Origin of the sequence: Roseovarius confluentis, assembly GCF_002917925.1 — a bacterium.
In the GTDB taxonomy this organism is placed as follows: domain Bacteria; phylum Pseudomonadota; class Alphaproteobacteria; order Rhodobacterales; family Rhodobacteraceae; genus Roseovarius; species Roseovarius confluentis.
Map to the genome: position 1 here is coordinate 126455 of NZ_PPFE01000006.1, position 22764 is coordinate 149218.

The 22764-nt window shown below is 63.2% G+C and carries 21 protein-coding genes and 1 pseudogene; 12 read left to right on the forward strand and 10 right to left on the reverse strand.

All coding sequences use genetic code 11. The features are described 5' to 3' along the window. Position 1 precedes the first annotated feature (1 nt). From C2I35_RS14625 to C2I35_RS14635, 3 genes are all read left to right on the forward strand, one after another. The gene (locus C2I35_RS14625; RefSeq protein WP_103763803.1) at positions 2-427 is read left to right on the forward strand and encodes a tellurite resistance TerB family protein; all 426 of its coding nucleotides are present in this window, start codon (positions 2-4) and stop codon (positions 425-427) included. 85 nt (positions 428-512) lie between these two features. After that, positions 513-749: an Lrp/AsnC ligand binding domain-containing protein gene (locus tag C2I35_RS14630; protein WP_103763804.1), complete on the forward strand. Its 237-nt coding sequence runs from the start codon at positions 513-515 to the stop codon at positions 747-749. A gap of 22 nt (positions 750-771) precedes the next feature. Then, complete coding sequence (locus tag C2I35_RS14635; RefSeq protein WP_103763805.1) at positions 772-1908, forward strand: ABC transporter substrate-binding protein; 1137 nt, start codon at positions 772-774, stop codon at positions 1906-1908. A 90-nt stretch (positions 1909-1998) separates the two neighbouring features. Here C2I35_RS14635 and C2I35_RS14640 read toward each other — a convergent pair. The 3 genes and pseudogenes from C2I35_RS14640 to C2I35_RS14655 all read right to left on the reverse strand — a co-directional run. Further along, positions 1999-2118, reverse strand: a pseudogene (locus C2I35_RS14640) (integrase core domain-containing protein); the annotation flags it as partial. 14 nt (positions 2119-2132) lie between these two features. After that, positions 2133-3275: a PqqD family protein gene (locus C2I35_RS14645; RefSeq protein WP_170067221.1), complete on the reverse strand. Its 1143-nt coding sequence runs from the start codon at positions 3273-3275 to the stop codon at positions 2133-2135. 545 nt (positions 3276-3820) lie between these two features. Beyond that, a complete protein-coding gene (locus tag C2I35_RS14655) occupies positions 3821-5161 on the reverse strand; it encodes a S8 family serine peptidase (RefSeq protein WP_245890498.1) in 1341 nt (446 codons plus the stop codon). Between the two features lie 181 nt (positions 5162-5342). Between C2I35_RS14655 and C2I35_RS14660 the strand changes: the two genes are divergently transcribed. The 5 genes from C2I35_RS14660 (at position 5343) to C2I35_RS14680 (ending at position 11210) form a co-directional block, all read left to right on the forward strand. Continuing rightward, positions 5343-5867, forward strand: coding sequence for an RNA polymerase sigma factor (locus C2I35_RS14660; protein WP_103763807.1), 525 nt, complete (start codon positions 5343-5345; stop codon positions 5865-5867). Continuing rightward, positions 5864-6577, forward strand: a complete 714-nt coding sequence (locus tag C2I35_RS14665) for an anti-sigma factor family protein (RefSeq protein WP_103763808.1) — start codon at positions 5864-5866, stop codon at positions 6575-6577. Before C2I35_RS14660 ends, C2I35_RS14665 begins: the two co-directional genes overlap by 4 nt. A 263-nt stretch (positions 6578-6840) precedes the next feature. Next, positions 6841-8934, forward strand: a complete 2094-nt coding sequence (locus tag C2I35_RS14670; RefSeq protein ID WP_103763809.1) for a TonB-dependent siderophore receptor — start codon at positions 6841-6843, stop codon at positions 8932-8934. 3 nt (positions 8935-8937) lie between these two features. Further along, positions 8938-10158, forward strand: a complete 1221-nt coding sequence (locus tag C2I35_RS14675) for an MFS transporter (RefSeq protein ID WP_103763810.1) — start codon at positions 8938-8940, stop codon at positions 10156-10158. Beyond that, entirely contained in the window at positions 10155-11210 is a 1056-nt protein-coding gene (locus C2I35_RS14680; protein ID WP_103763811.1) for a siderophore-interacting protein, read from the forward strand. Before C2I35_RS14675 ends, C2I35_RS14680 begins: the two co-directional genes overlap by 4 nt. 215 nt (positions 11211-11425) lie before the next feature. Here C2I35_RS14680 and C2I35_RS14685 read toward each other — a convergent pair whose 3' ends face one another. From C2I35_RS14685 to C2I35_RS14705, 5 genes are all read right to left on the reverse strand, one after another. Continuing rightward, positions 11426-13381 carry a TonB-dependent receptor domain-containing protein gene (locus C2I35_RS14685; RefSeq protein WP_103763812.1) on the reverse strand — a complete coding sequence of 652 codons (1956 nt, stop codon included), beginning with the start codon at positions 13379-13381 and terminating at the stop codon, positions 11426-11428. A 163-nt stretch (positions 13382-13544) separates the two neighbouring features. Next, positions 13545-14297, reverse strand: a complete 753-nt coding sequence (locus C2I35_RS14690) for an iron ABC transporter ATP-binding protein (protein ID WP_103763813.1) — start codon at positions 14295-14297, stop codon at positions 13545-13547. After that, positions 14294-15238, reverse strand: a complete 945-nt coding sequence (locus tag C2I35_RS14695) for an iron chelate uptake ABC transporter family permease subunit (RefSeq protein WP_103763814.1) — start codon at positions 15236-15238, stop codon at positions 14294-14296. Before C2I35_RS14695 ends, C2I35_RS14690 begins: the two co-directional genes overlap by 4 nt. Continuing rightward, positions 15228-16160: an ABC transporter permease gene (locus tag C2I35_RS14700; protein ID WP_103763815.1), complete on the reverse strand. Its 933-nt coding sequence runs from the start codon at positions 16158-16160 to the stop codon at positions 15228-15230. Before C2I35_RS14700 ends, C2I35_RS14695 begins: the two co-directional genes overlap by 11 nt. A gap of 24 nt (positions 16161-16184) precedes the next feature. Further along, positions 16185-17072, reverse strand: coding sequence for a siderophore ABC transporter substrate-binding protein (locus tag C2I35_RS14705; protein ID WP_103763816.1), 888 nt, complete (start codon positions 17070-17072; stop codon positions 16185-16187). A 125-nt stretch (positions 17073-17197) separates the two neighbouring features. Between C2I35_RS14705 and C2I35_RS14710 the strand changes: the two genes are divergently transcribed. Next, positions 17198-17485, forward strand: coding sequence for a DUF2218 domain-containing protein (locus C2I35_RS14710; protein WP_103763817.1), 288 nt, complete (start codon positions 17198-17200; stop codon positions 17483-17485). A 381-nt stretch (positions 17486-17866) separates the two neighbouring features. On the opposite strand, the gene C2I35_RS14715 is transcribed toward C2I35_RS14710, so the two are convergent. After that, a complete protein-coding gene (locus tag C2I35_RS14715) occupies positions 17867-19810 on the reverse strand; it encodes a TonB-dependent receptor domain-containing protein (protein ID WP_170067222.1) in 1944 nt (647 codons plus the stop codon). A 136-nt stretch (positions 19811-19946) separates the two neighbouring features. Here C2I35_RS14715 and C2I35_RS22640 point away from each other — a divergent pair, with 136 nt between their 5' ends. Together C2I35_RS22640 and C2I35_RS14720 are read left to right on the forward strand one after the other, a co-directional pair. Then, positions 19947-20141 (forward strand): Rieske (2Fe-2S) protein, encoded by a 195-nt coding sequence (locus C2I35_RS22640; RefSeq protein ID WP_170067223.1) that lies wholly within the window; start codon positions 19947-19949, stop codon positions 20139-20141. Beyond that, complete coding sequence (locus tag C2I35_RS14720; RefSeq protein WP_281255069.1) at positions 20134-21252, forward strand: SRPBCC family protein; 1119 nt, start codon at positions 20134-20136, stop codon at positions 21250-21252. Before C2I35_RS22640 ends, C2I35_RS14720 begins: the two co-directional genes overlap by 8 nt. Before the next feature lie 77 nt (positions 21253-21329). Here C2I35_RS14720 and C2I35_RS14725 read toward each other — a convergent pair whose 3' ends face one another. Then, the gene (locus tag C2I35_RS14725) at positions 21330-22226 is read right to left on the reverse strand and encodes a LysR family transcriptional regulator (protein WP_103763819.1); all 897 of its coding nucleotides are present in this window, start codon (positions 22224-22226) and stop codon (positions 21330-21332) included. A gap of 95 nt (positions 22227-22321) precedes the next feature. Between C2I35_RS14725 and C2I35_RS21925 the strand changes: the two genes are divergently transcribed. Further along, positions 22322-22675 (forward strand): NAD(P)H-dependent oxidoreductase, encoded by a 354-nt coding sequence (locus C2I35_RS21925; protein WP_146050044.1) that lies wholly within the window; start codon positions 22322-22324, stop codon positions 22673-22675. The last annotated feature ends 89 nt before the right edge of the window (positions 22676-22764 follow it).

A 22764-nucleotide genomic window follows, 5' to 3' on the forward strand; every position in this document is an offset into this window, starting at 1 on the left:
CATGACCGACCAGGATTCTCACCCGCTCACCCCGCAGGACTGCCTCGTGGCGGTCATGATCGCCGTGTCGGCCTCGGATGAAGAGATCCGCACCGCCGAACTGGTCAAGATCGAAAGCGCCATCGACAACCTGCCGATCTTTGCCACCTACGATGCCGACCGGATGAAGACCGTGTCGCAGATGGTGTTCGACCTCTTTGCCGAAGAGGACGGGCTGGACGCGCTTTTCGGCCTCGTCACCGACAACCTGCCCGAGCGCCTCTTCGAGACCGCCTATGCGCTTGCCTGTGACGTGGCCGCCTCCGATGGCCTGCTGGACGAGACGGAACTGCGCTTTCTGGGCGAGATCCGGTACCAGCTGAACATTGACCGTCTGCACGCGGCGGCCATCGAACGCGGCGCGCGCGCGCGGCATGTGCCGGAGTGATCCGAAACGGCGCACGAAATTCGCCATTTTCATCCGCACCGAAAACCGCTCTAAATAGGCCCCAGCCGATCGGGAGACCCATCACATGCGCCCACTTTTCGTGAATATCCGCTGCCGCCCCGGCACCTCCTACCAGGTGGCCGAGGACATCGCCCTGCGCGAAATCCATTCCGAGCTTTATTCCACCTCCGGGCCGTTTGACCTGCTCTTGAAGCTGTATGTCCCCGACGGCGAAGACGTGGGCAAATTCATCAACGAGAACCTCGCGACAATCGACAATATCGAACGCACCGAGACGACGCTGACGTTCAAGGCGTTCTGACACTTCCAAGGGAGAGGAAACCATGAAACTGAAATCCATCCTGGCCGCGACGGCCATGACCGCGCTTGGCGCGATGGCCCATGCCGAGGGCGTGAAGGTCGGCATGATCACCACGCTTTCGGGCGGCGGTGCGGGCCTTGGCATCGACGTGCGCGACGGCTTTCTGCTGGCGGTCAAGATGTCCGGCAATTCCGATATCGAGGTCGTGGTCGAGGATGACCAGCGCAAGCCCGATATCGCCGTGCAACTGGCCGACAAGATGATTCAGTCCGAAAAGGTCGACGTTCTGACCGGCATCATCTGGTCGAACCTCGCCATGGCCGTGGTGCCCGCCGCGGTGGCGCAAGGCAAGTTCTACCTGTCGCCGAACGCGGGCCCCTCGGCGCTGGCCGGCAAGGGTTGCAACCCCAACTATTTCAACGTCGCGTGGCAGAACGACAACCTGCACGAGGCCGCGGGCGGCTATGCCAACTCTGCCGGGTTCCAGAACAGCTTCATCCTCGCGCCCAACTATCCCGCGGGTCAGGACGCGCTGACCGGCTACAAGCGCATCTACGAGGGCGAGCTGGCCGGCGAGGTCTTTACCCAGCTGGGCCAGACCGACTATGCCGCCGAGATCGCCCAGATCCGCGCCTCGGGCGCCGACAGCGTGTTCTTCTTCCTGCCGGGCGGGATGGGTATCTCGTTCCTCAAGCAATATGCCGACAGCGGCGTGGACCTGCCCGTGGTTGGTCCTGCCTTCAGCTTTGATCAGGGCATCCTGCAGGCCGTGGGCGACGCGGCGATTGGCGTCAAGAACACCAGCCAGTGGAACAAGGACCTCGACAACGAGGCGAACCAAGAGTTCGTCGCCGCCTTCCAGGAAGAATACGGCCGCCTGCCCTCGCTCTACGCATCGCAAGGCTATGACACCGCGAACCTGCTTTTGTCCGCGATGTCGAAAGCTGACGTGACCGACGCCGACGCCTTCCGTGCCGCGCTGAAAGAGGCCGATTTCGCCTCGACCCGGGGCGATTTCGAGTTTTCGTCCAACAACCACCCCGTACAGGACATCTATGTCCGCGAGGTGATCAAGGAAGGCGACGTCTACACCAACAAGATCATCGGCACTGCGCTGGAGGATCACTCCAACGTCTACGTCGAAGAGTGCGAGATGTAAGGTCGGCCACCAATTTGAAACGCGAAAGCCGCCCCTCGGGGCGGCTTTTTTTGTGCAGCGGGTGTGACCACATCCCCTTGGTGTCCGCGTCTAAAAGTTGGCTTTGATCAGGGTTTGGTCCTCTTCCGGCCGTTGGTGATACTCCCGCTTTGTGCGCCCGCCGAGGCTCGAATGCGGCCGGTGGTGATTGTAGTCGTCGCGCCATGCTGCTTCTCCATCCGCAATCACATCTCATCAGGAGAAGCGCCTGGGCACATCGCCGCCAAACCCCTCTGGATCAATTGGCCAAGCAGCATGGCGACATCCCGTCTTATCTTTTGTTCCGATGTTGCCGGAAAGGCATCGTGGAGCGCGCGTACGATGCAATTGCCGGTCTGTTGCTGTTCGAGAAGCGTCCAGATCGCGCCCCCGATGGCATTGAGCCTGAAGAAGTTTCGATCCGCCATCTGCCACAGAAACGTATCCTCGCCGATCTGCCGGGTCACCACATCAGAAGCTCGTACAAGGCGCAGCGACAGGTCTGCCGGAGGGGCCTCGGCATCAGGATCTCTCAGCGGCAAAGCCGGCCCCAACGGCGCTTTCAAACGCGGGATGTCGGCTGCTCCGAACGCCTCTCTGATCAGGGATACAGCGTCCTCCAGGTCGGAATAAACGAGTGTGAGACAGACAAGGTCCTCCGCCATCGCAGCGACGCGATCGTAGTGCGATCCGGCATCTCCGGGGTCGGCAATGTTCTGACGGATCAGAAACCCGGCTGCATCCTCGGTCGAAAGTTCGTGAAATCGGGCACGCGCGCCCTCTTGTCGGCACAGCACGATCATTGCGGCCAATGGTGCGCGGGTGCCAAGAGACGCCTGGTTCGAAAGATCAAGGAACCCGTAGCGAGTGTCGCTGACAGTCAGGTTGGCGGCGACATAGCTTTTGAAAGCGCCGCTCAGCCCGTTCGGCAACGGCAGGCGAAGCCGCGGCTGCACACCAAGCGCCGTCGCAACGCCGTCGCCATCGATCGGCAGGATGTCGTCGCAGAAAAGCGCGCAATCCGGCTCGGTCCCGAGCCTGGAGACAAGAGTTGTCTTTCCGGCCCGGTAGGGGCCGGTGAAGGCCAAAAGATGACCGTTGACCTGAACGGCCCCGCAGTGAAAGCCGAAAAAACCCGGCCGCGAGTCAAGATAACCTTGCAGTATATCGGCAACGGCGCCGCAGGTCGCGCCGGCACGACCAAGTTCTGTCAACGGGGTGTCGGACCACCATGACTGGAACTGGAACGTGCCGTCTTCGTCGCGGCGCAGGACCGTGGTGGCTGTTTTTGTATCGGCTGCAGAGACGACCTCCCAATCCGGCATGACACTGCAGATGTCATCGCGCACGGATGGGCATTCCGGCAGCTCAACGACATGAGACGCCGCGGGGAACAGTATGCGTGACACGAATGAGTCTGGGGCGCACACGCCACGCGCCCCAGTTCTTGCCTGCTTGTCGTAGCGTCCGCCCATCGGGGTCTAAAGACCGAGATCGCGCAGAGCTCCGCGTACTGCCCGGCCGAAACCTGTGCCCCGGCCCGAACGACGCCCTCCGGACGGTCCCGATCCACGGCTGCCCCGGCTGCCGCGGCTTCCACCAAATCCACCGGAGCCCCGAGATCCGCCGCCAAAGCCGCCACCGGACCCACCGGAGCCGCCCCTGCCGCCACCAGATCCACCGGCACCACCACTGCCGCCGCCGGAGGCATGCGCGGCGCTTAGATGCATCATCACGGGGGCGACGTAGGCTGCACCCGTGGCCAGCCCAAGGCGTGTGAGCATCCGCCGGCGCGAAATATTGGCGTTCTCTTGATCTGCCATAGTTTCTCTCCTTTGCGTTTTCCGTCGGCCTCTCGCTGCGGCCATACAAGGAAAACGGAAGGCACCGGGTTTTATTCCCCGGAGACCGGCAAAAACTCGGTGTCACCGGCGAAACATTGCCCGGGGGCTGCGACCAACCCATCGCCGAACACGCTGTCACGGCCCGGAGCACCAAGATCCTTGGCGCACCGCACCATTTCCGCGACCGTCTGATCCAGCGGGACCGATGGTGCGCGTACGCGTTGCACCGCAAGCGAGGCGGTGACGAAAGGCGCGGCATAGGAGGTCCCGGACTTGAGCCGCCCGCCTGATACTGACGCGGCCGCCCAGACCCGCACGCCCGGCGCCGCGAAATTGATATAGGGACCTTGGTTGGCCTGACGGTAAATGCCCTCTTCTCGGTCGATCGCCGTCACGGCGATGACTGCATCGAAGGCAGCCGGGTAAGCGGGCTCGGCGCCCGGGCCGCCGTTGCCGGCGGCGGCAACCACCGCTGTTTCGCGTTCGGTTGCCCGAATGATCATTTCCTCGAGGATCGGGTTGTACGGGCCGGAGAAGCTCATGTTGATAACATCGACATCGGCCGCCATCAGAAGATCCATCGCTGATGCGAGGGAAAATGCATCAGCCTGTTCGCCGAGATGCCCGCGGTGGAATGCTTCGACCGCAACCAGTTCGGCGTTGGGCAGCAGCCCCGGCACGCGATAGTCCAACCGGCCGATCAGCATGGCGGCAATCGCCGTGCCATGCTTGCGCCCTGCCTCTGCCCGTGCACCCAGGTCGGCTTGGTGGATTGTAAGCTTCTGGCCGCTGAGCGCCGGGTGATCCTCGTTGATGCCGGTATCGATCATTCCCAGCCGGGGGGCATAGATGCTGGGCCAACCGGACCAGCCGATCATTTCATGCGCATCGCACCCCTCGGAGTCACACAGAAAGGCGTCCGGCGTGTAGAAGTGGTTTTCGTCCATTAGGGCCCCGGGAAGCAAGCCGGCCAGGTCGGCCAGCCCGTCTTCGATGGAACGTCCGGCCGGTAGATCCAGCCGATACAACCTGCCATCGAGCAGATCATTCGAGGCCGTGGCGCGCACTTCGTAGCCCGCGTCGATCGCAGGCGTGACGCTCGTGCCTGCCGGCAAGAGCAGCAGGATTTCCGGCGGCGGGGGCGGAGCCTGCCGGGGTTGAGCCGCACGCGGCCGGTTTGGCCTTGGCCGTGTCTGGCGTCGGGCCGGTCGCCAGGAGTCCCTGCCGCCGCTTCCACCACTGCCTGCGCCGCTCCCGCCGCCCGATCCGCCGGAGGCATGCGCCATGCCAAGATGCGTCAACGCAGGTGCGGTATAGGCCGTGGCGCCGGCAAGCCCGATGCGTTTCAGCAGGCGGCGGCGGGCCAGGTCGGGGCGGTCGTCGTCAGTCATCGGCTAAAAGCTCCTGTTCAACGGCTCGGTGGCAGCACAAAAGGGATAACGTACAGCACAGACTGTTTATTCCAGCGTGACTATAGCTTTTTTGGTCGCCGGGACGGAATAAATCCCGCCATGGTCCGTTTTACCAATGTAATACGGCCTGCAACCGCACACGCCCACAGGACCCCGCCGCATGACTGACGATGTCAGACAGCAAATCATCGACCTGCTTCCCAGGCTGCGGGCTTTCGCGCGGTCCCTCGCGCCGAGTTGGGATCAGGCGGACGATCTCGTGCAGGTGACGGTCGAGAAAGGTTTGCGCAATCTTTCGGGCTTCACCAAAGGCACCCGGCTGGACAGCTGGCTTTTCCGGATCATGCGCAACGCCTGGATCGACCAGTATCGCGCCACGCGCGATGTGGTCGAGATCGACCAGGCGGACGGGGCACGGCAATTGGTGGGCACAGACGGTCGCCGGGTCACCGAGGCGCGGCTGGAATTGGCGCGCGTGCGTGGGGCGATGGACGCCCTGCCTCAGGAACAACGAGAGGTGTTGATGTTGGTCTGCGTGGAAGGGCTGCGCTACCGCGAGGCCGCGGACGCGCTGGATATTCCCGTCGGGACGGTCATGAGCCGGCTGGCACGCGCCCGCGCCACGCTTGCTTCGGACTTGGGCATGCAGCCCGAAACCGCACCCAAGAAAGGAGAAGCGCGATGAGCACGCCAGATAAGGTAGAGGTAAGTGACGAGATGCTGATGGCCCTTGCCGACGGCGAACTTGATGGCGCAACGGCCGAAGATCTGAGCCACAGGATCGAACAGGATCCAGATCTCGCGGCGCGCTACGCCTTGTTTGCCGAGACCGCCACGAGCCTGCGCGCGGCCTTCGCCCAAGGGGCCGTTCCCGAGCACCTTGTCGAAACTGTTCGTGAGACTCCTACCGACGACGGTCAGACGCAGGATCGGCCCGTGTCCGCAGTCGTCCCCTTGCGCCACCGCCGCGCGTGGCCTCTGGCACTTGCGGCCTCGCTGGTTATCGGTGTCGGAGTCGGGTGGACCTTGCAGGAACGGTTTGCTCAGTCCGGTGCGGCACCACTTGAAGATGTAGCCGCGGCCCTTTCGGACGTGCCGACAGGGCAGACCCGGGATGTTGGCGGAGTTGGCCCGGCGCGGGCGCTTGGCAGCTACGAGACTCAACAAGGACTTTGCCGCCTCATTTCGGTGCAACCGGCAGGCACCATGCCCCGAAGGTTCCTGGCGTGCCGAAACGCGTCCGAGTGGGCTGTTGTGGTGAGTGTCGCGGACGGTTCGCGCGACGGTTTCTCGCCGGCAAACGACGCGGCAACCGAGATGTTGGATCTGTATCTGGATACGATCGGCGCGGGCCCGGCCCTTGACGCGTCAAGCGAGGCGAAAGCGTTGAAATAGCGAAGGACGGAAACAACTCGGAGTTCCGCAACGATATGTCGTGGGGTCGGCAATCGGTTTTCTCCGCGCCGCTTCAACGAAAACTTAGACGCTTTCTGCACGCTGATCTGAGGGCTTCAAACTGCTGAAGGCTCGGCTTTCGGTCGTGGATCGGCTATTGCAAGCAGCGGGCCAAATACCTGACAAAAATAGTTTGACTCTTCGGCCCGCGTCCTCTCTACGTGGCGTGCGACCACGAAAACCTCAGACAAATCAAGGACGGTATGAAGTATCTCAGCCTGACCGCAATCGCCTTACTGACAACAAGCCTTTCGGCCTATGCGCAGGGCGGGTCCCCGTATCAGCTCGGAACGATCGAACTGGAATCCGAGAGCGACGAAACGCTGCAGCAGAATGGATATGTCGCGCAATCCGGGCGGCAGGCGACCAAGCTGGAGAGCCGGATCGCGAATATTCCGCAGTCGATCGGAACGGTCACGCAGGACGAGATAGAGGATCGCAAGCCCCGCCAGCTTCTGGAGGCGCTGGAATTTTCGGCAGGGACGACCACCAGCACCTTCGGGTTCGACAGCCGGTATGACGCGTTTTACCTGCGCGGCTTCCCGGCGTTCAACAACGGGTTCTTCCGGGACGGGCTGCGGCAGGTCAACGGGCCGTCGGCATGGTACGTCAACGATCCCTACACGCTTGAAGGAATTGCCATCCTGAAGGGGCCGTCCTCCTCGCTATATGGTGTCAGCGGTCCGGGCGGTCTGGTGAACGTGGTGTCCAAGCGCCCGAAGGCGGAGCCGTTCAACGAGTTGCGCTTCACGACGGGCACCGACAACCGGGCGGAACTGGCGTTCGACTTTACCGGTCCGGTGGACGAGGATGGGCGGCTCCTGTACCGGCTGACCGGTCTTGTGCGGGACGCCGACACGCCCCTGCCGGGGTACAAGGACGACAAGATTCTGATTGCGCCGTCGCTGACCTATGATCTGACGGAGCGCACGCGCATCACGCTTTTGACGGAATACTCGGATTCGACCGTCGGGGCGACCGCGGCCTATTTCAATCCGGCACCGGGTGTGGCGTCGGAGACCTATAACGGCGATCCGGCCTACAACACGTTCGACAACGAGCAGTATCGCATCGGTTACGAAATCGCACATGAACTGACCGACACAGTGACCCTGCGCCAGAAGATGCGCTATTCCGAGGTGGACAGCGAATTGCGCTATAGCGGGCTGTACGATTTCGGTGGCGGCGCCATCGGGCGCGGTTGGGGAAAGTACCTCGAGAACCAGTCGAATTTCAGCGTCGACAACACCATCGAGGCAGAGTTGGAAACCGGGGCCCTGACGCATCAGTTCGTTGCAGGACTGGACTACACGAGGTCCGAATTCGATGCGTTCTCCACATTCGGTTTCGCGTCGGCCGCCGCTGTCGAAGCCACTCCAGCTCCCTACAGCCAAGGGCAGGACATCGAGCAGACAGGCATTTATGTCCACGACCAGATCACCAATGGCGCGCTTAACGTTTTCGTCAGCGGCCGGTACGATTTTGTCGAAACGACCAGCTTTGATGCCACGCGGGCAGGCACGAGAACGACGGATGACGCCCTTACCGGCCGCATCGGCATCTCTTACGCCATGGCGACCGGAATGACGCCCTTTGCCAATTTCTCCAGCACGTTCGTGCCCAACACGGGCGTGACCTATTCCGACCCGACCGACCCTGCCAGCGACGCGCCTGCCGCACCGACAGAGGCGGTGCAGACCGAGCTTGGCTTCAAGTATGAACTGCCCGGAACCGACAGCCTGGTTACCGCGTCGATCTTCGACATCCAGCAGGAGGACGGTGTCGTCTTTCAGCCGGTCAACAGCGCCGTCTTCGGCGGGTTGAACCAGGTCCAGGTGCCCTATGACCTGCGTTCTCAGGGGCTCGAGTTGGAAGGGAAGTTCAACCTGGGCAACGGGCTGAGGATGACCGGAAGCTACACCTATCTCGATGTCGAGATCGAAGCCGGGACCACCGGCACGGTCGGCAACCAGTTGTCGGGAACTCCCAAGCACCAGGCCGCGCTCTGGGCATTCTATCAGCCGCAAAACGGTATGATGGAAGGCTTCGGTATTGGCGGTGGCCTGCGTTATGTCGGCGAAAGCTACGGCGACGACCAGAACACCTACAAGAACCGCGATCGGGTCTTCGTCGATCTGGCCATGACCTATGACTTCGCCAAGCAGGGCTATGAAGGCCTGGAAGTGCAGGCCAATGTTCGCAACGTCTTCGACGAGGACGGACAGACGTGCAGCGCCGGTAATTGCTATCGTCACCAGGGGCGGACCGCGACCTTCGCCGTGCAGCGCCGGTTCTAGGGAATGGCGGCAGGGCAACGCAGGATCGTCGGGGCGATCGGCGGGATCTACGTGGCGCAAAGCGTGCTGGGTGGGCTGACCTGGAGCGGGCTGCCCGGCGTGCTGCGGGACCAGGGATTGCCGCTGGACCATATCGGGCTCGTCTCGCTGATCGTGCTGCCCTGGGCGCTGAAGTTCCTGTGGGCGCCGGCCTTCGAGCGGCTGCGATTGCCCGCGGTGGGCAGGGACCGCTCGGCGGAGCTGGTGGTGGCCGGTATCGCGGTTGTCGTCGCCATGCTGGCGCTGGTCGGTGCGATCGGGCCGGTGCCGGTGCTGGCCGTCCTGGGCGTTCTGCTGGTGGCCGCCACCGCCACGGCGACGGTCGACATCGCGGTGGACGGCTACGCCGTGGCCGCCCTGTCGCAGACCCGTTACGGCTGGGGGAACGCGGCGCAGGTGGGCGGCGCGTATATCGGTTCGGCCATTGGCGGCGGGGCTTTCCTGATCCTGGTGGATCGCGCCGGCTGGGCCGTGGGAACCTGGAGCATGGCGGGCGTGATCGCGGTGATCTGCCTGCCCTTCGTTTTCCTGGCACGCCGCGCGGCGAAGCCGGTGACACGGGCGCATGTGCCCAGCCTGCGGTCCGCGCTGATCCGGCCCGACCTTCGCCGTGGGTTGGTGATTGCAGCACTATACGTGGTTGCCCAGAAGACAGCGATGGGGCTTTTCGGTCCCTTTTTTATCGACGCGGGCTACAGCCTCGGGGAACTGGGCCTTCTGTCCGGGCTTGGCAGCGTATCGCTGGGACTGTTGGGCGCTCTGACAGGCGGGGCCGTGGTCCGCCGCTTCGGTAGCCGCCTCGTGCTGGTCGGGGCCGTTCTGGCGCAGGCCTCGCTGCTGGCGCTCGTCTCGGTCGCCGCTGGCACCGGGCTGGTAGCGCCGGCGCAGGTGGCGCCCTTTGCCATGGTCGCCAGTAGCGCCGTTATGGCGCTTGGCTTCGTGGCGCTATACGCGCAATTCATGAGGTGGTCCGACCCCCGGCAAGGCGGCGTCGACTTCACGCTTTTGCAGTGCATGGACGCCGCCATGAGCATGCTGGCCGGACTGGTTGCGGGCGTGATCGCGGAGTGGTTGGGCTACGGCATCTTTTTCTGCATCGCCAGCGTGGTGTCCGTATCGACGGTTCCGCTGATCCTGTGGGCCGCATCCGGACGAAGGGTCGATGCTGCGGAGGTTCAGACATGACGAGCAAACACTACAGAGAGGAAGCCCGCGCAGATTTGCCGGGCGTGGCCTTCGACTCGATCCGCAAGATGCTTTTGCTCGAAGTCGATGAGCACGGGCTGACCCTGCAGGAAGACGAACCGGGGCAGGTGACGGTGGAAACGGGCTATGGCCTGATTGGGCTGCGCGAAGGCGTCGACACGCCGGTGGCTGGCATGGTCGCCGCGTCCGACTCCCGGAACCTTTTCGTGATGAAAAACGCCATGGTCGAACATCTGCGTACAGTCTTGCCCGATTTGGCCGAGGCCATGCGCTGGTCCGACAGTGCCGAAATCGGTGGCTTTCCCCCGAACTTTCAATTCGGACAGGTCACGCGGGTCGCGCGGCTGGGTGACGCCTTTCTGCGCGTAACCTTGAAGGTGGAAGACGTCTCCATATTCGGCGACGAGTCGATCCATTTCAGGCTGGTTCTGCCGCCAAGGGGCATGACACCGGACTGGCCCGCGGTGGCACCCAACGGTTCGACGCGATGGCCCAAAGGTCCCGGCGCGCCACATATTCCGGTTTACACCGTGCGCAGCCTGGATCGGGCGTCGAATGTTCTGTTTATGGACGTGTTCCGTCATGACGGTGGGCGCGTGACAGAGTGGTGCGAGGAATTACATGCCGGAGACATGCGGCGCAGCCGTGTCGGCATTGTGGGCCCTGGCGGCGGCGGGTTGGTCGATGCGCAGAGCCTTCTGATTGCCTCGGACGAGACAGGGTTTCCTGCCGTTGCACGACTGATCGAAGGACTGCACGCAGGGGCCACCGCCGAGATGATCCTTGAAACCGCAGACGGGGCCGAAACCGCCTATCCGATCCCGGCGCATGAGGGCGTTTCGGTCCGCTGGCTCTCGCGCCGGACGGGTGAGGGTATCGCTGACGCTGCTCTCGAAGCCTTGCCGGGACATCCGACGTCGGCGATCTGGTTCGCCGGTGAAAAGAAGGATGCACGCCGTCTGCGCAGTGCCGCAAAGACCATGGGTGTTCCGGGCACCAAGCTCCACATAGCCGCATTCTGGGCCTCGTGAGGCGCATCGGCGACCTGAACCTTTGGCGGACTGACAATAACGTCGGCCCGATGCGCAATACTCAAGCCGGTGCCTAGGGAAGAATTGGCGTTCTTGATACTCGCCGGGATAGCCACCGCGCGCGGCGGTGGCTTTCTTTTACAGAAACTCGGGGCTGTCTGCCTCACGAAACCGTCTTTTCCGAAACACGGAAATTCAGGTCCTTTCGAGACGCTTCAGAAGGTCAGGTTTGCCGTCAGGCTGACCGAGCGCCCCGGCTCCGTCAACGCGATCACGTTACCCAGCCCGACCCCGTCGGACGAGCGGCTCGTGTAGGTCGCGTCAAAGATATTGCGCACGTCCAGCCGCATCTGCAACCGGTCGAATTTGCTTGGCGTGTAGGTCGCGTAAAGGTTGGCGACCTCGTAGCCCGACAGCGGCACCGGCGTGTCGCGGTTCTTGAATGCAATCTCTGCCGTGCCGCCGAAGGTCCACTCGTCGGTGACATCGACCGCGCCTTCCAGCGCGATCGCCTTGCCGACCGGGCGGCCAAGGTAATAGGCGGTCGAGCCGATCGTCGTGCTGTTCAGGTCGACATCCGCATCGGTATAGTTGACCCGGATGAACCCGTTGGCCCGGCTGTACCCGACCGACGCTTCCCACCCCTTCGAGGACAGGTCGGCAATCGCGCCCCGGTCTCCGCCGGAGGGCAGCACGGCGTTGATGTCGTTCACATAGGTCTCGAAATACGCACCGCTCAGCTGCCACGGACCCCGCTCGTAGCGCAGACCGATCCGGCCCGCATCCGACCGCGAGGTGGTGAACCCGGCATAGGTCCACGGCGCCCCGAAATTGATCAGCGCCGCCTCGCCCAGCTCGTACCCGCCCCAGCTATGGGCGTAGCCCGCGTTCAGGGTCAGCGAATCGGTGATCTTGTAATCGACCGACCCGTTGGCGCTGAACCCGTCATCCTTGAAGGTCTGGCCGCTGGCGGCCTTGAACTCCTGCCAGTCATAGCGCGCACCATACGACACCGACACGCGCTCGCCGACATCCTGCCGCGCCTGCGCGAATATCCCGATGTTCCAGTGATCCTCGCGCCCGGAACTGCCGAACGGGCCCGGACCACGGCCGAATCCCGAGGCGGACTCGTCGAAGAAATCGACACCCACCGACAGGTCCCCGCCGGCGATGGCAAAGCGGTTCTTGAACGTCCCGCTGAAGCTTTCGTTTTTGCCGAAGACACCCGAGGCGTCGATCTCCTGTTCGTTAAAGCTCAGCTGGAAGAACGGATCGAACCAGTCCGTGGCGCTGTCCTTGGTGTAGGTCAGTGTGTAGGACGTGCGCTTTGACAGGGCCGGCACCAGCACGCTGGGTCGTCCGGTGACGCCGGCAAAGTCCGGCCGGATGAAGATGATGCCGCCCGGCCCCGCCTGCCCGGCCCGCAGGCCCGTGTCCTCGGTCTGGGACGCCGCGAATTCCAGCCGGTGACCCGTGGGTGAAGTATAGGCGAATTTGCCAAGGTAGCTGGTCAGATCCGCCTCCGAGCCGGGAACGGTCACGCCGCTGCCATCCTCGTAGCTGCCACTGTCCGACCGCGTGCCGCTCAGCAGGTATTCGAACCCGCCGCTGCGCCCGAACACCGTCAGCCCGGCGCGGATCCGGTCCTCGTTCGTGCCGAAGGTCAGCGTGGTCATGCCGCCGAAATTGTCGCCATCCTGCAGCAGGTCGGCGGCGTCCTTGGTCTCGTAGGCCAGCGACCCGGCCAGCGCGTTCGGTCCCGCATCCGCCGGCGCCAGTCCCTTGCTGACCTCGACAGATTTCAGCAGCGCAGGGTCGATCAGCACGTTGCCGGTATGGTGAAACGCCGACTTGTTCTGCCGCGCGCCGTCGATGGTGACCGACAGCAGGCTTTCCTCGACACCGTTGACGAACACCTTGTTGGCAATCGCCGCCCCGCCGCTGGTGGTGACCGAGGTTTCCCCGTCGAACACGTCGCGGATGGATTGCGGATTGCGCTGTTCGATCTCTTCTTCCGAGATCTCGTCATTGCCCAGAAGCGCCTGCGCTTCCGGCGAGCCGATGCGGATCGTCCCGAGGAAAGTGGCGGCTTCGGCGTCCTGCGCCAAGGCGGCAGGTACGGGAAGGAAAGCGGTCGTGATCAGCAGAATGCCGAGCCGAGAGAGGTTCATGGCTGTGTCCCATTTCAATCGTGTCGAAGCTGGGTACGTGCGGTCATGCTTCCCTGGCGGTCATCCGGAGACGTTTAAGCCCCTGCGCGCAATGTGCAAGCACCATCCCGTGCAAAGTACGGGCCGGCTGGCATTTTTGCATAATTGCCGCCGTGCCGAAGGCTCAGACCGCCACGAAGGTCCGCCCGCCGATCCTGTGCACGACCGCGTCGGTTTCGAAAACCTCGTGCATCAGCTTGCCGTCCACCAGCGTTTCGGCATCGCCCTGCGGGCCAATTTTTCCGCCTTTCATGGTCACGATATGGTCGGCATAGGCACAGGCATAGTTGATGTCGTGCAGCACGATCACCACCGTGCGCGCGTGCTCCCGCGCCAACCTTTGCAAAAGCGCCATCAGCGACCGCGAAGCCGCAATGTCGAGGTTGTTCAGTGGCTCGTCGAGCAGCATGTAATCCGTGTCCTGCGCAAAGATCATCGCCAGCAGTGCCCGCTGCCGCTGCCCGCCCGAAACCGTGTCCAGCGTGCGCTGCGTCAGCGGATCCAGGTCGAACAGGGTCATCGCCTCGGCGATCTTTTCTCGGTCGTGCTTGCCCGGCCGCCCCAGGTGGTGCGGGTAGCGCCCGAACGCCACGAGTTCTTCGATGGTCAGTCGCGGCGCGATTTCGGAACTTTGCGGCAGGATCGCCAGCCGCCGCGCCAGCGTGTTCGACGCGCAGACGCCCACCTCCAGCTCGTCCACCATGATCCGCCCCGTGCGGTGCCGCGCCAGCCGCGCGATCAGCGACAGTAGCGTGCTCTTGCCCGCCCCATTCGGACCGATCAACGCAGTGACCTTGCCCTTCGGGATCTCCAGATCGATATCGTGCAGCACCGTGCTGCCGCCAAGGTCGTGGCTCACGCCCATCACGGAAATCATCGCTTCAATCCTTTCATCACAAGCACCAGGAACAGCACGCCGCCCGCAAGGTCGATCACCACGGTCAGTGGCGTCACCAGCCCGAACACGCGCTCCAGCAGGGCCTGCCCCCCGACCAGCGTCGTGCCCGAAATCAACGCGGCAGAGACCAGCAATACCGCGTGCCGCCCGGTTGGTGTCACCGCATGGGCGATGCTGACCACCAGCAGCCCCAGGAACGCCGTCGGCCCGACCAGCGCGGTCGCCACCGACACCAGAATGCCGATCAGGACCAAAACCTGCAACGTGCCGCGCCGCACGTCCTCGCCCAGGTTTATCGCCGCCTCGCGCCCCAGCGACAGCACGTCCAGCCGGTGCCGCATGGCCCATGCGCCGACCAACGCCGCGCCGATGGTCACCGCCGCAATGGCCAGCAGGCCGGTCTCGATCTGGTGGAACCGGGCATAGGACGACACCTGCACCACGCTGAACTCGTTCGGGTCCAGCATCCGCACCAGCAGGGTGCGCAGCGACCGGAACAGCACGGTCAGTACCAGCCCGGTCAGGATCATCCGCATCAGGTCGGGGCGCTCCTGCAACAACAGCGTCCCGAACAGCAGCAGCGACGCGCCGGTCATCAGCACCAGCGACACGCCGAACTGGATCCACGATGTGACGACAAGATAATCCGTCATGCCGAAAACGAAGACGCCCATCGCCACGATCAGCACGAAAAGCTCGTCGAACCCCATGATCGACGGCGTCAGGATGCGGTTCTGCGTGATCGTCTGAAACAGAACCGTCGAGGTCGACAGCGCCACCGCCACAAGGCACAGCGCCGCCAGCTTTGCGCCGCGAAACTCCAGCACGAAGCCCCAGTTGCCGCGCGCGCCGATCGTCATGTAGGCCACCGCCGACGCCACGAACAGCACCGCAAGAACGATCAGCCGCCTACGGTGCATGACGCGCCGGACGGTAGAGCAGCCAGATGAACACTATCGCACCCACCACCCCCAACACCGTGGCCGAGGGCATCTCGAACGGATACCGCAGCACACGGGCCACGATATCCGCCACCAGCACCAGCCCCGCACCCATCATCGCGATCACCGGCAGCGTGCGGCGCAGGTTGTCGCCCATCATGCGCGACACGATGTTGGGCACGATCAGCCCGACAAAGGGGATGATCCCCACGCTCACCACGGTCAGCGCGCTGACCAGCGACACGGCCAGAAGCCCGAACAGCATCACCTGCCGGTAATTGAGCCCAAGGTTGATGCTGGCCGCGTGTCCCAGCCCCAGGATCGAAAACTGGTCGGCGGCCACGAAGCACAGCACCGCCGCCAGGGCGGCCAGCCACAATGTCTCGTACCGGCCCCGCAACACGCCAGAGAACTCTCCGGTCACCCAGACGCCGATCATCTGCAACAGGTCGTTCTGGTAGGCCACGAAGGTCACGCCGGCCCCGATCACCCCGCCATAGACCAACCCCACGAGGGCGACCATGTAGGGTTGCGTCGGCGGCAGCCGCCGGGCAATGGCCAGGAAACCAGCGGTCGAGGCGAACGCCGTCGCCGACGCCATGGCGATCTTTGCAAGCAGCGATGCCGCCGGCGCGTAAAGCGTGACCAGCAGGATGCCCAGCGCCGCGCCTTCACCGCTGCCCACCGTCATCGGCTCGACGAAACGGTTGCGCACCAGCATTTGCAGGACCGTCCCCGCCACCGCCAGCGACGCCCCTGTGATCAGCACCGCGAACAAGCGTGGTGCCCGGCTCACCGCGATCAGTTGCAGTGCTGCGGGGTCCTGCAACAGCGCAGTCGGGCGCAGGTCGATCACGCCGATGAACAGCGACACGCCCGACAGCGCCAGCAGCGCCACCATCCCGAGGACAATCTTGCCCACGGTTCAGCTTCCGGAAAACGCGTCGAGCAACTGGTCCATGGTGGCATTGAGGGCCTGAACCCCGCCCGCCGCGATGTAGATGGGCGCACTGTCGAGGGTGATGACCTTGCCGTTGCGCCACGCCTTCGTCTCGCGCACCAGCACATTGTCCAGCGTCGATGTCGCCGTCTCGACATCGCCGATCGCGGCGCTGCGGTCGATCACCAGGATCACATCGGGATCGACCTGCCGGATGAATTCGAAACTGATCGCCTCGCCGTGATCCGAGCCCGCCACCTCTTCGGCAGCGACCTCCAGCCCGAAGGCCGTGTGCAGCCAACCAAACCGTCCTGACGGGCCGTAGGCCGAAACCTTTGGCCCGTTCGTCATAACGATCAGTGTCCGGCCCGCGCCTGCGGCGGCCTCTGTCACCTCGGCCTGCTTGCGCGTCAACGCGTCGGCCAGTGCTGCCGCCTCGTCCTGCCTGCCGAAAATCGCGCCATAGGCCTCCAACCGCTTCAGCCCCGTCGCCAGCGTCTCGACATGGATCGTCATGTCGATCGTCGGCGCAATCTCGGCAAGGTCAGGGACCTTGTCATAGCTGCGCCCCCCTGCGACAATCAGGTCCGGCTGCAACGCGTAAAGTGCCTCCATGTCCGGCTCGAACAGCGTGCCGATCCGCGCCGCACCGTCCGCCGCGTCTTCCAGGTAGTCCAGGTAGACGTTGGAAATCGTACCATCCACCTCGACGCCCAGCGCCTCCAGCGTGTCGAGCGCGGCCATGTCGTATACGGCGACGGTTTCCGGAGACTGCGCAACGGTCACAGCACCGCGAAACGTCTCGACGGTCACATCCTGCGCACTGACCGGCCCTGCCGCAAGGCAAAGCGCAAAAGCGAATTTTCGGAGCATGTCTTCCCTCTGTCTTGAAAAACCTGCATGGCTGGGAAGTCTGGCTTTGCAGGCGCTGCTCCGCTGTGCTTAACCGCAGGGAAAAGAAGAGTCTACGCCCAACATATCGCGAAAAGGAGGCAGCCATGCCCACCCTCATCGGACGCATCGAAACCGAGCACGGCGCGAAATACCTTACCCAGCTTTGCAAGCACTTCGCCCACAAGATCGACGCCACCTGCGAGGGCAACCACGGCCGCGCCGACTTTGTCTTCGGCCCTGCGATAATGGAGGCCGATCCAAATGGCCTGACGATCCGCTTTGTCGTGGACAAGGACGAAAACGTGCCCGCGGCCAAGAGCGTCATCGACAACCACCTCGTGACCTTCGCCCACCGCGAAAAGATCGAAGGCATGGAATGGGCCACGACCTGATCCCAATGCCGACGCAGAAATTTGCGGTGCAGCATTTCACCCGCCTGTCCGCTCGGTTGGACATCAAAGACGTTTGATCCAAAGCCCCGGCGCGGAATCAGGCCGCAGGCCCCGCGCCATGGACGGACCGCCCCCACGGCCCGTCGATTGGGTGAAGTTCGGTGCATCGCTCGATTCTGTTTCGAATTTGGCTTGGATAAAATGCGTCCGAACGACCGTCGGATCGCCGCGCCGCGGCCCGTCAATGGCGCTCGAAGCTATAGATCATACTTGTCCGCAAAGGGCTCAAACCAGACCTTCGCCCCTGGGTGACCGCGACCCTTACGGTCGCGATCATCAACACGCCTTTCACGGACACCGCCCACAAGGGCAGAACCACGTTCAGAACCGCAGCGTGGCCCGCAGGTTGAAAGACCGGCCCGGTTCCCGCAGCGGCGTCACGGTCGCGAATTCCTGACCATAGGTCGCCCGCTCGGTGTAGGTCTCGTCAAAGATGTTGTCGATCTCCGCCCGCACGGTCAGGTTCTCCATCCGGCGCGGCGTATACTCGGCAAAGGCGTTGACCACCTCGAAGCCGTCGATCTCGCCACCCGGCGCGCCCGCCGCCGACTTGTCGAACACGATCTGCGCATCCGCACCCAGCGTCAGGCCCAGCCGATCCCAGGTGTTGGCCACCTCGAACACAAGATTGTCGCCCAAAGGCGTGGTCAGGTAGCGCCCGGTGTAGCTGTCGGCGGGGCCGCCGTTGATCTTGGTATCTATATCGGCATAGGCGATCCGGGCGAACCCGCTCGACCACGTGTAGGCCGCGCCGATCTCGTACCCTTCAGTGTCGAGATCCGAAACCTGCCCCGGCCCGCCATTGAAAAGACCCGTGGTCGGGTCCAGCAAAGTGCGCGCGTTGTCGATATCGGTCTTGAACAGCTTTGCTTTGAAATCCCAGTTCCCGACCCGGTAATTGGCCCCGAGGTAGTAATTCTCGGACGTTACCGGCTCGATCGACGCCGGATAGGCCCAGGCCGGATCGAACAGAAAGCTTTCCGCCAGCGCGATACCGCCCCACACGCGCGAGGCCCCGGCGCTGACCGTGATCGCATCGGTCACGTCGAAATCCCCGGCGATGTTCGCCGACAGCCCGTCATTGTCATAGGTCGTGCCGTCGACGCCCTCGAACTCCTGGAAATCATAGCGCGCGCCCGTGGACAGGCGGAACCGCTCCGTCAGGTCCAACTCGGCCTGCACGAAGAGGCCGATATTGGTGGCCTTCTCCTCGGCAAAGAACACGGCCGTGCCTTCGCCGTTGATATCCGCCACGTCGCTGTAGAAATCGAGACCCGCGTTGACGGTGCCGTTCGCCACCTGGAATTCGTTCTGGATCTTGCCTGTGAAACTCGTGGTCTCGCCCGAATAGGCGTCGGTCGCGCCCGGCATTGGCCCGGTATATAGATCGGTCGAGTTGTAGGCGATCTGCACAGAAGGGTTCCACATCGCGGTGGTATTTCCGAACTCGTAGGACAGTACCAGGTTCTGGCGCTCCAGCGTATAGGTCCGCGTCGCCAACACACCACGCAAGCCCGCGAAATCCGCCCGCAGGGGCCGCTGCGCATCGTCGCGCACGATCTCGTATCCCAATTCCAGCCGCCCGCCATTGTCGGCGTTGAATGCCACCTTGGCCAGGCCACTGGTCAGCCCCGTGCCCGATCCGGTGATATCCATGCCGGAGCCGTCCTCGCGGAGGCCCCCGTCGGCGTATTTCCCGAAGGCCAGGTATTCGAACCGCCCCGACACGCCGAAGAGCGCCAGGCTGTTGGTAAAGACATCACCATTGCTTTGGTACTCGGTGATGAAGCGCCCGCCGAACGTGCGTCCTTCCTCCAAGAGGTCCTGCACGTCCTTCGTCTCGAACGCGATCGCACCGGCCATCGCCCCCGGCCCCGCATCCGCCGGGGCCACGCCGGGGTCCACCCGTACCGCCTTCAGTAGTTCGGGGTCGATATAGGTCGTAGCGCTGTGGTGAAAGATCCGGTTGTTCTGCCGCGCGCCATCGATGGTGACGTTCAGGTTATTCTCCTCGACGCCGTTCACAAATATCTTCTGCGAGATCGGCAGCGAGCTTCCCACCGACACCGACGGCTCGGACTTGAAGACTTCCTGCAGGTCCTTCGGCGTCGTGCGCGTCAGGTCCTCGTTGTCGATCCCGATGGAGGTGGTGGCATCCGACCCGATATAGATCGTGCCCAGAACGAAGGGCTCGGGAGCTTGCGCGAACGCGCTTCCGGTGCCGATAATGAAAATAGCCGACGCAAACGGCGTGACAGTGCGCATATCCATTCCCCAGTAGATTTGGTTTTTCTGGGTAGCGGATCATCGGCTGCCTATCTCTGACCCATTTCACATGTCGGTCAGAATTGCAATTCAGAACGGCGCGCGGCGCACCGAGACCAGGGGAAGCACAGATGCCTTGTGTCGTTCCTACGAACTGGACGGGCGGCTTCTGTGGGCGCGCGAAATGGGCCCCGACTTTGACCCCACCAAACATGGGCTGAAACCGGTGAATTGCCGCATCCTCAGCGAGCTGGTCTATTTCTGCCTGGCCGATGACGCCCCCGAATTCGACGCATTCGCCGAGTTGCCCCCCCTACCTGCAGGTGCATGACCTGACCGAAGCCAAGGTCGCCTTCGAGACCTCCATCGTCGAGAACGGCAACTGGAAACTCGTGTCGGAGAACAACCGCAAGTGCTATCACTGCGGCGGCAACCATCCCGGCCTCTGCTGGTCGTTCACCGACGACCCCACCGTGACCGGCATCGAGGACGGCGTCACCCCGCCGCATCTTCAGGCGCATTTCGACCGGCTGGAGGCACAGGGCGTCCCGTCGCGGTTCCGCATGTCGGACGACAAGCAATACCGCCTCGCGCGGATGCCGCTGCTGCCCGGTGCCAAGAGCTTCACCATGGACCTCAAGCCGGCTGTGTCGAAATGGCTGGGTCGGGTCAGGGACGACACGGCGGGCACGCGCTGGATGCTCGACAACCTCGTGCCCGGCGTTCGGATCAAGACCCTGGGGCCTTCGGGCCTCTTCACCCATCTCGATCACCCCGCCGAGAAGTACCTGTTCATCTCGGCTGGCTCCGGCATCACGCCGATGATGTCGATGACGACATGGATGTTCGACCTCGGAACGGAACCCGATATCGTCTTCATCAACTGCGCCCGTCGCCCCGGCGAGATCATCTTTCGCGAACGGCTGGAACACATGTCCAGCCGCGTGCCGGGCATCGACCTGCACTGGGTGGTCGAAGCCCCTGACCGCTATGCACCCTGGACCGGCTACCGCGGCACGTTCAACCAGTTGATGCTGGGACTACTGATGGCCCAGGATTACCTGGAACGCGAGGTGTTCTGCTGTGGCCCCGAGCCCTTCATGCAGGCGGTGCGCGAAGCGCTTCAAGGTCTCGGCTTTGACATGGCGCATTACCACCAGGAAAGCTTTCACGCGCCGGCGGCCACCGAGGCCGAGATCCCCGATATCGAAGATGTCGTCCCCGATGAGGCCGCACAGGCAGAGGTCGTGTTCGCCCTTTCCGGCGTCAGCGCGAATGTCACGGAAACCGACGCCATCCTGTCGGCAGCGCGGGCCAACGTCCTGAACATCCCGTCGGGCTGCACCTTCGTGTGCGGCACCTGCAAGGTGCGCAAGAGCGCTGGCGAGGTGCACATGGTGCATAACGGTGGCATTTCCGAGGACGACATCGCGGAAGGCTAGATACTTGCCTGCTGTTCGCACCCTATCGGCAAGGTTTCAGTAGACGTCTGAAGACCATTGGAACAAGCAGGACGGGACTACTTGGTGCCGTTCGCTGTCGGCAACAACATCTTCCGCTTGCTCCCAAAGTACTCCAGAACTGCGCGCACGCGGGCGGTGTGGCGCAGGTCGGGATGCGTGAGCAACCATAGGTCGACGGCCAGCTCTTCGATTGCCGGTCCAAGGCGTTGCAATTCACCATCGGACTCGGCCAGGTAGCAGGGCAGGACTGCGACGCCGATACCGGCAAGAACCGCGGCGTGCATACTCAGGACACTGTTCATCGTGCAGACGCAGGCGCGTTCGCACCCAACGTCGCGCAACCACGCGTGAAGCTGGGGATAGGTCATCGAAGGGCTCGGGCCGATCCACGGCAGCGTCGCCCATTCCGGTCGGTCGTCGCGGCCGAGATCGAGTGCCCGTAGCGCATAGGCAGCCTGCTCTATGCGGCCCAGCCGCCGTCCGACAAGGTGTTCTTCGGGTGCCGTCGCTGGGCGGATTGCGATGTCCGCTTCGCGGAAGGCCAGGTCAGATATCTCGTTCGAAATGACAAACTCGAGTGTGATGCCGGGTTCCGCGAGCCTGAAGCGGGCGACCTCCGGGGCCAGCAAGCCACAGAGCAGCGTGTCCGTCGTCGCGACCCGCACAACACCCGAAGGCTTCAGATCGCGCCCAGACACGCGTCTTTCTGTCTCGTTCGTGAGTTCCTCCATCTCGCGCGCGGTCGCCACGACCTCTTCCCCCGCGGCCGTGAGCCGATAGCCGGTGCGAAATCGTTCGAAGAGCCGCACACCGAGCTTTTCCTCCACGGCATTGATCCTGCGAAACATGGTCGGATGACTCGCGCCGACCCGATGCGCCGCCCCGGAAAGAGAGCCCGCCTCGGCGATCCGAAGGACCGTCTGGTAGTCGCTCCAGTCAAGCTTGCTGTTCATCCGTGCAATTCCAAGTTTCCGAATTGCCCCGTGAAATAACAGGTTTGAAAACTCAGCGTTAGGCCCACGACGTAGAAACAAGGAACGCTTTACAGATGCATACCCACATCGTTCATGCGCATCCGGAGCCGCAATCATTTATCGGCGCCCTGACGCGCCTTGCCGAGGCCCGGCTGAGATATCAAGCTCATACCGTCATGATACGCGATCCCTATCGCTTGAGCCTCGATCCGGCCGAGGATGGGTCACACGTATCGACGATGGACAACGCCGGACCACTTCATGACTTTGCCCCTCCGTCCCGGCAGCGAAGCCATCGCTGCTCGATACAAACAAAAAGCGAGCTCCAGAAATGCGATCAAATCAAGGCTGACAGGGCGGATTGTTTGCAAACGCCGAATCGGTCGGCGCACATTCAAAGCTTCCATTCGGTAATAGGTGCGGTCTGACCCGGCACCTGTTCAAACGGACGTTTTCGCCAGAACCCGCAGAAATGGTCGTGCGGCAGACGAGTCCTTGCGCATGTCGCGTCAGGCTT

Coding starts and splice junctions, on each gene's coding strand:
- C2I35_RS14625 (WP_103763803.1), top strand. CDS start 2: ATGACCGACCAGGATTCTCACCCGCTCACCCCGCAGGACTGCCTCGTG.
- C2I35_RS14630 (WP_103763804.1), top strand. CDS start 513: ATGCGCCCACTTTTCGTGAATATCCGCTGCCGCCCCGGCACCTCCTAC.
- C2I35_RS14635 (WP_103763805.1), top strand. CDS start 772: ATGAAACTGAAATCCATCCTGGCCGCGACGGCCATGACCGCGCTTGGC.
- C2I35_RS14655 (WP_245890498.1), bottom strand. CDS start 5,161: ATGACTGACGACGACCGCCCCGACCTGGCCCGCCGCCGCCTGCTGAAA.
- C2I35_RS14660 (WP_103763807.1), top strand. CDS start 5,343: ATGACTGACGATGTCAGACAGCAAATCATCGACCTGCTTCCCAGGCTG.
- C2I35_RS14665 (WP_103763808.1), top strand. CDS start 5,864: ATGAGCACGCCAGATAAGGTAGAGGTAAGTGACGAGATGCTGATGGCC.
- C2I35_RS14670 (WP_103763809.1), top strand. CDS start 6,841: ATGAAGTATCTCAGCCTGACCGCAATCGCCTTACTGACAACAAGCCTT.
- C2I35_RS14675 (WP_103763810.1), top strand. CDS start 8,938: ATGGCGGCAGGGCAACGCAGGATCGTCGGGGCGATCGGCGGGATCTAC.
- C2I35_RS14680 (WP_103763811.1), top strand. CDS start 10,155: ATGACGAGCAAACACTACAGAGAGGAAGCCCGCGCAGATTTGCCGGGC.
- C2I35_RS14685 (WP_103763812.1), bottom strand. CDS start 13,381: ATGAACCTCTCTCGGCTCGGCATTCTGCTGATCACGACCGCTTTCCTT.
- C2I35_RS14690 (WP_103763813.1), bottom strand. CDS start 14,297: ATGATTTCCGTGATGGGCGTGAGCCACGACCTTGGCGGCAGCACGGTG.
- C2I35_RS14695 (WP_103763814.1), bottom strand. CDS start 15,238: ATGCACCGTAGGCGGCTGATCGTTCTTGCGGTGCTGTTCGTGGCGTCG.
- C2I35_RS14700 (WP_103763815.1), bottom strand. CDS start 16,160: ATGGTGGCGCTGCTGGCGCTGTCGGGCGTGTCGCTGTTCATCGGCGTG.
- C2I35_RS14705 (WP_103763816.1), bottom strand. CDS start 17,072: ATGCTCCGAAAATTCGCTTTTGCGCTTTGCCTTGCGGCAGGGCCGGTC.
- C2I35_RS14710 (WP_103763817.1), top strand. CDS start 17,198: ATGCCCACCCTCATCGGACGCATCGAAACCGAGCACGGCGCGAAATAC.
- C2I35_RS14715 (WP_170067222.1), bottom strand. CDS start 19,810: ATGCGCACTGTCACGCCGTTTGCGTCGGCTATTTTCATTATCGGCACC.
- C2I35_RS14725 (WP_103763819.1), bottom strand. CDS start 22,226: ATGAACAGCAAGCTTGACTGGAGCGACTACCAGACGGTCCTTCGGATC.
- C2I35_RS21925 (WP_146050044.1), top strand. CDS start 22,322: ATGCATACCCACATCGTTCATGCGCATCCGGAGCCGCAATCATTTATC.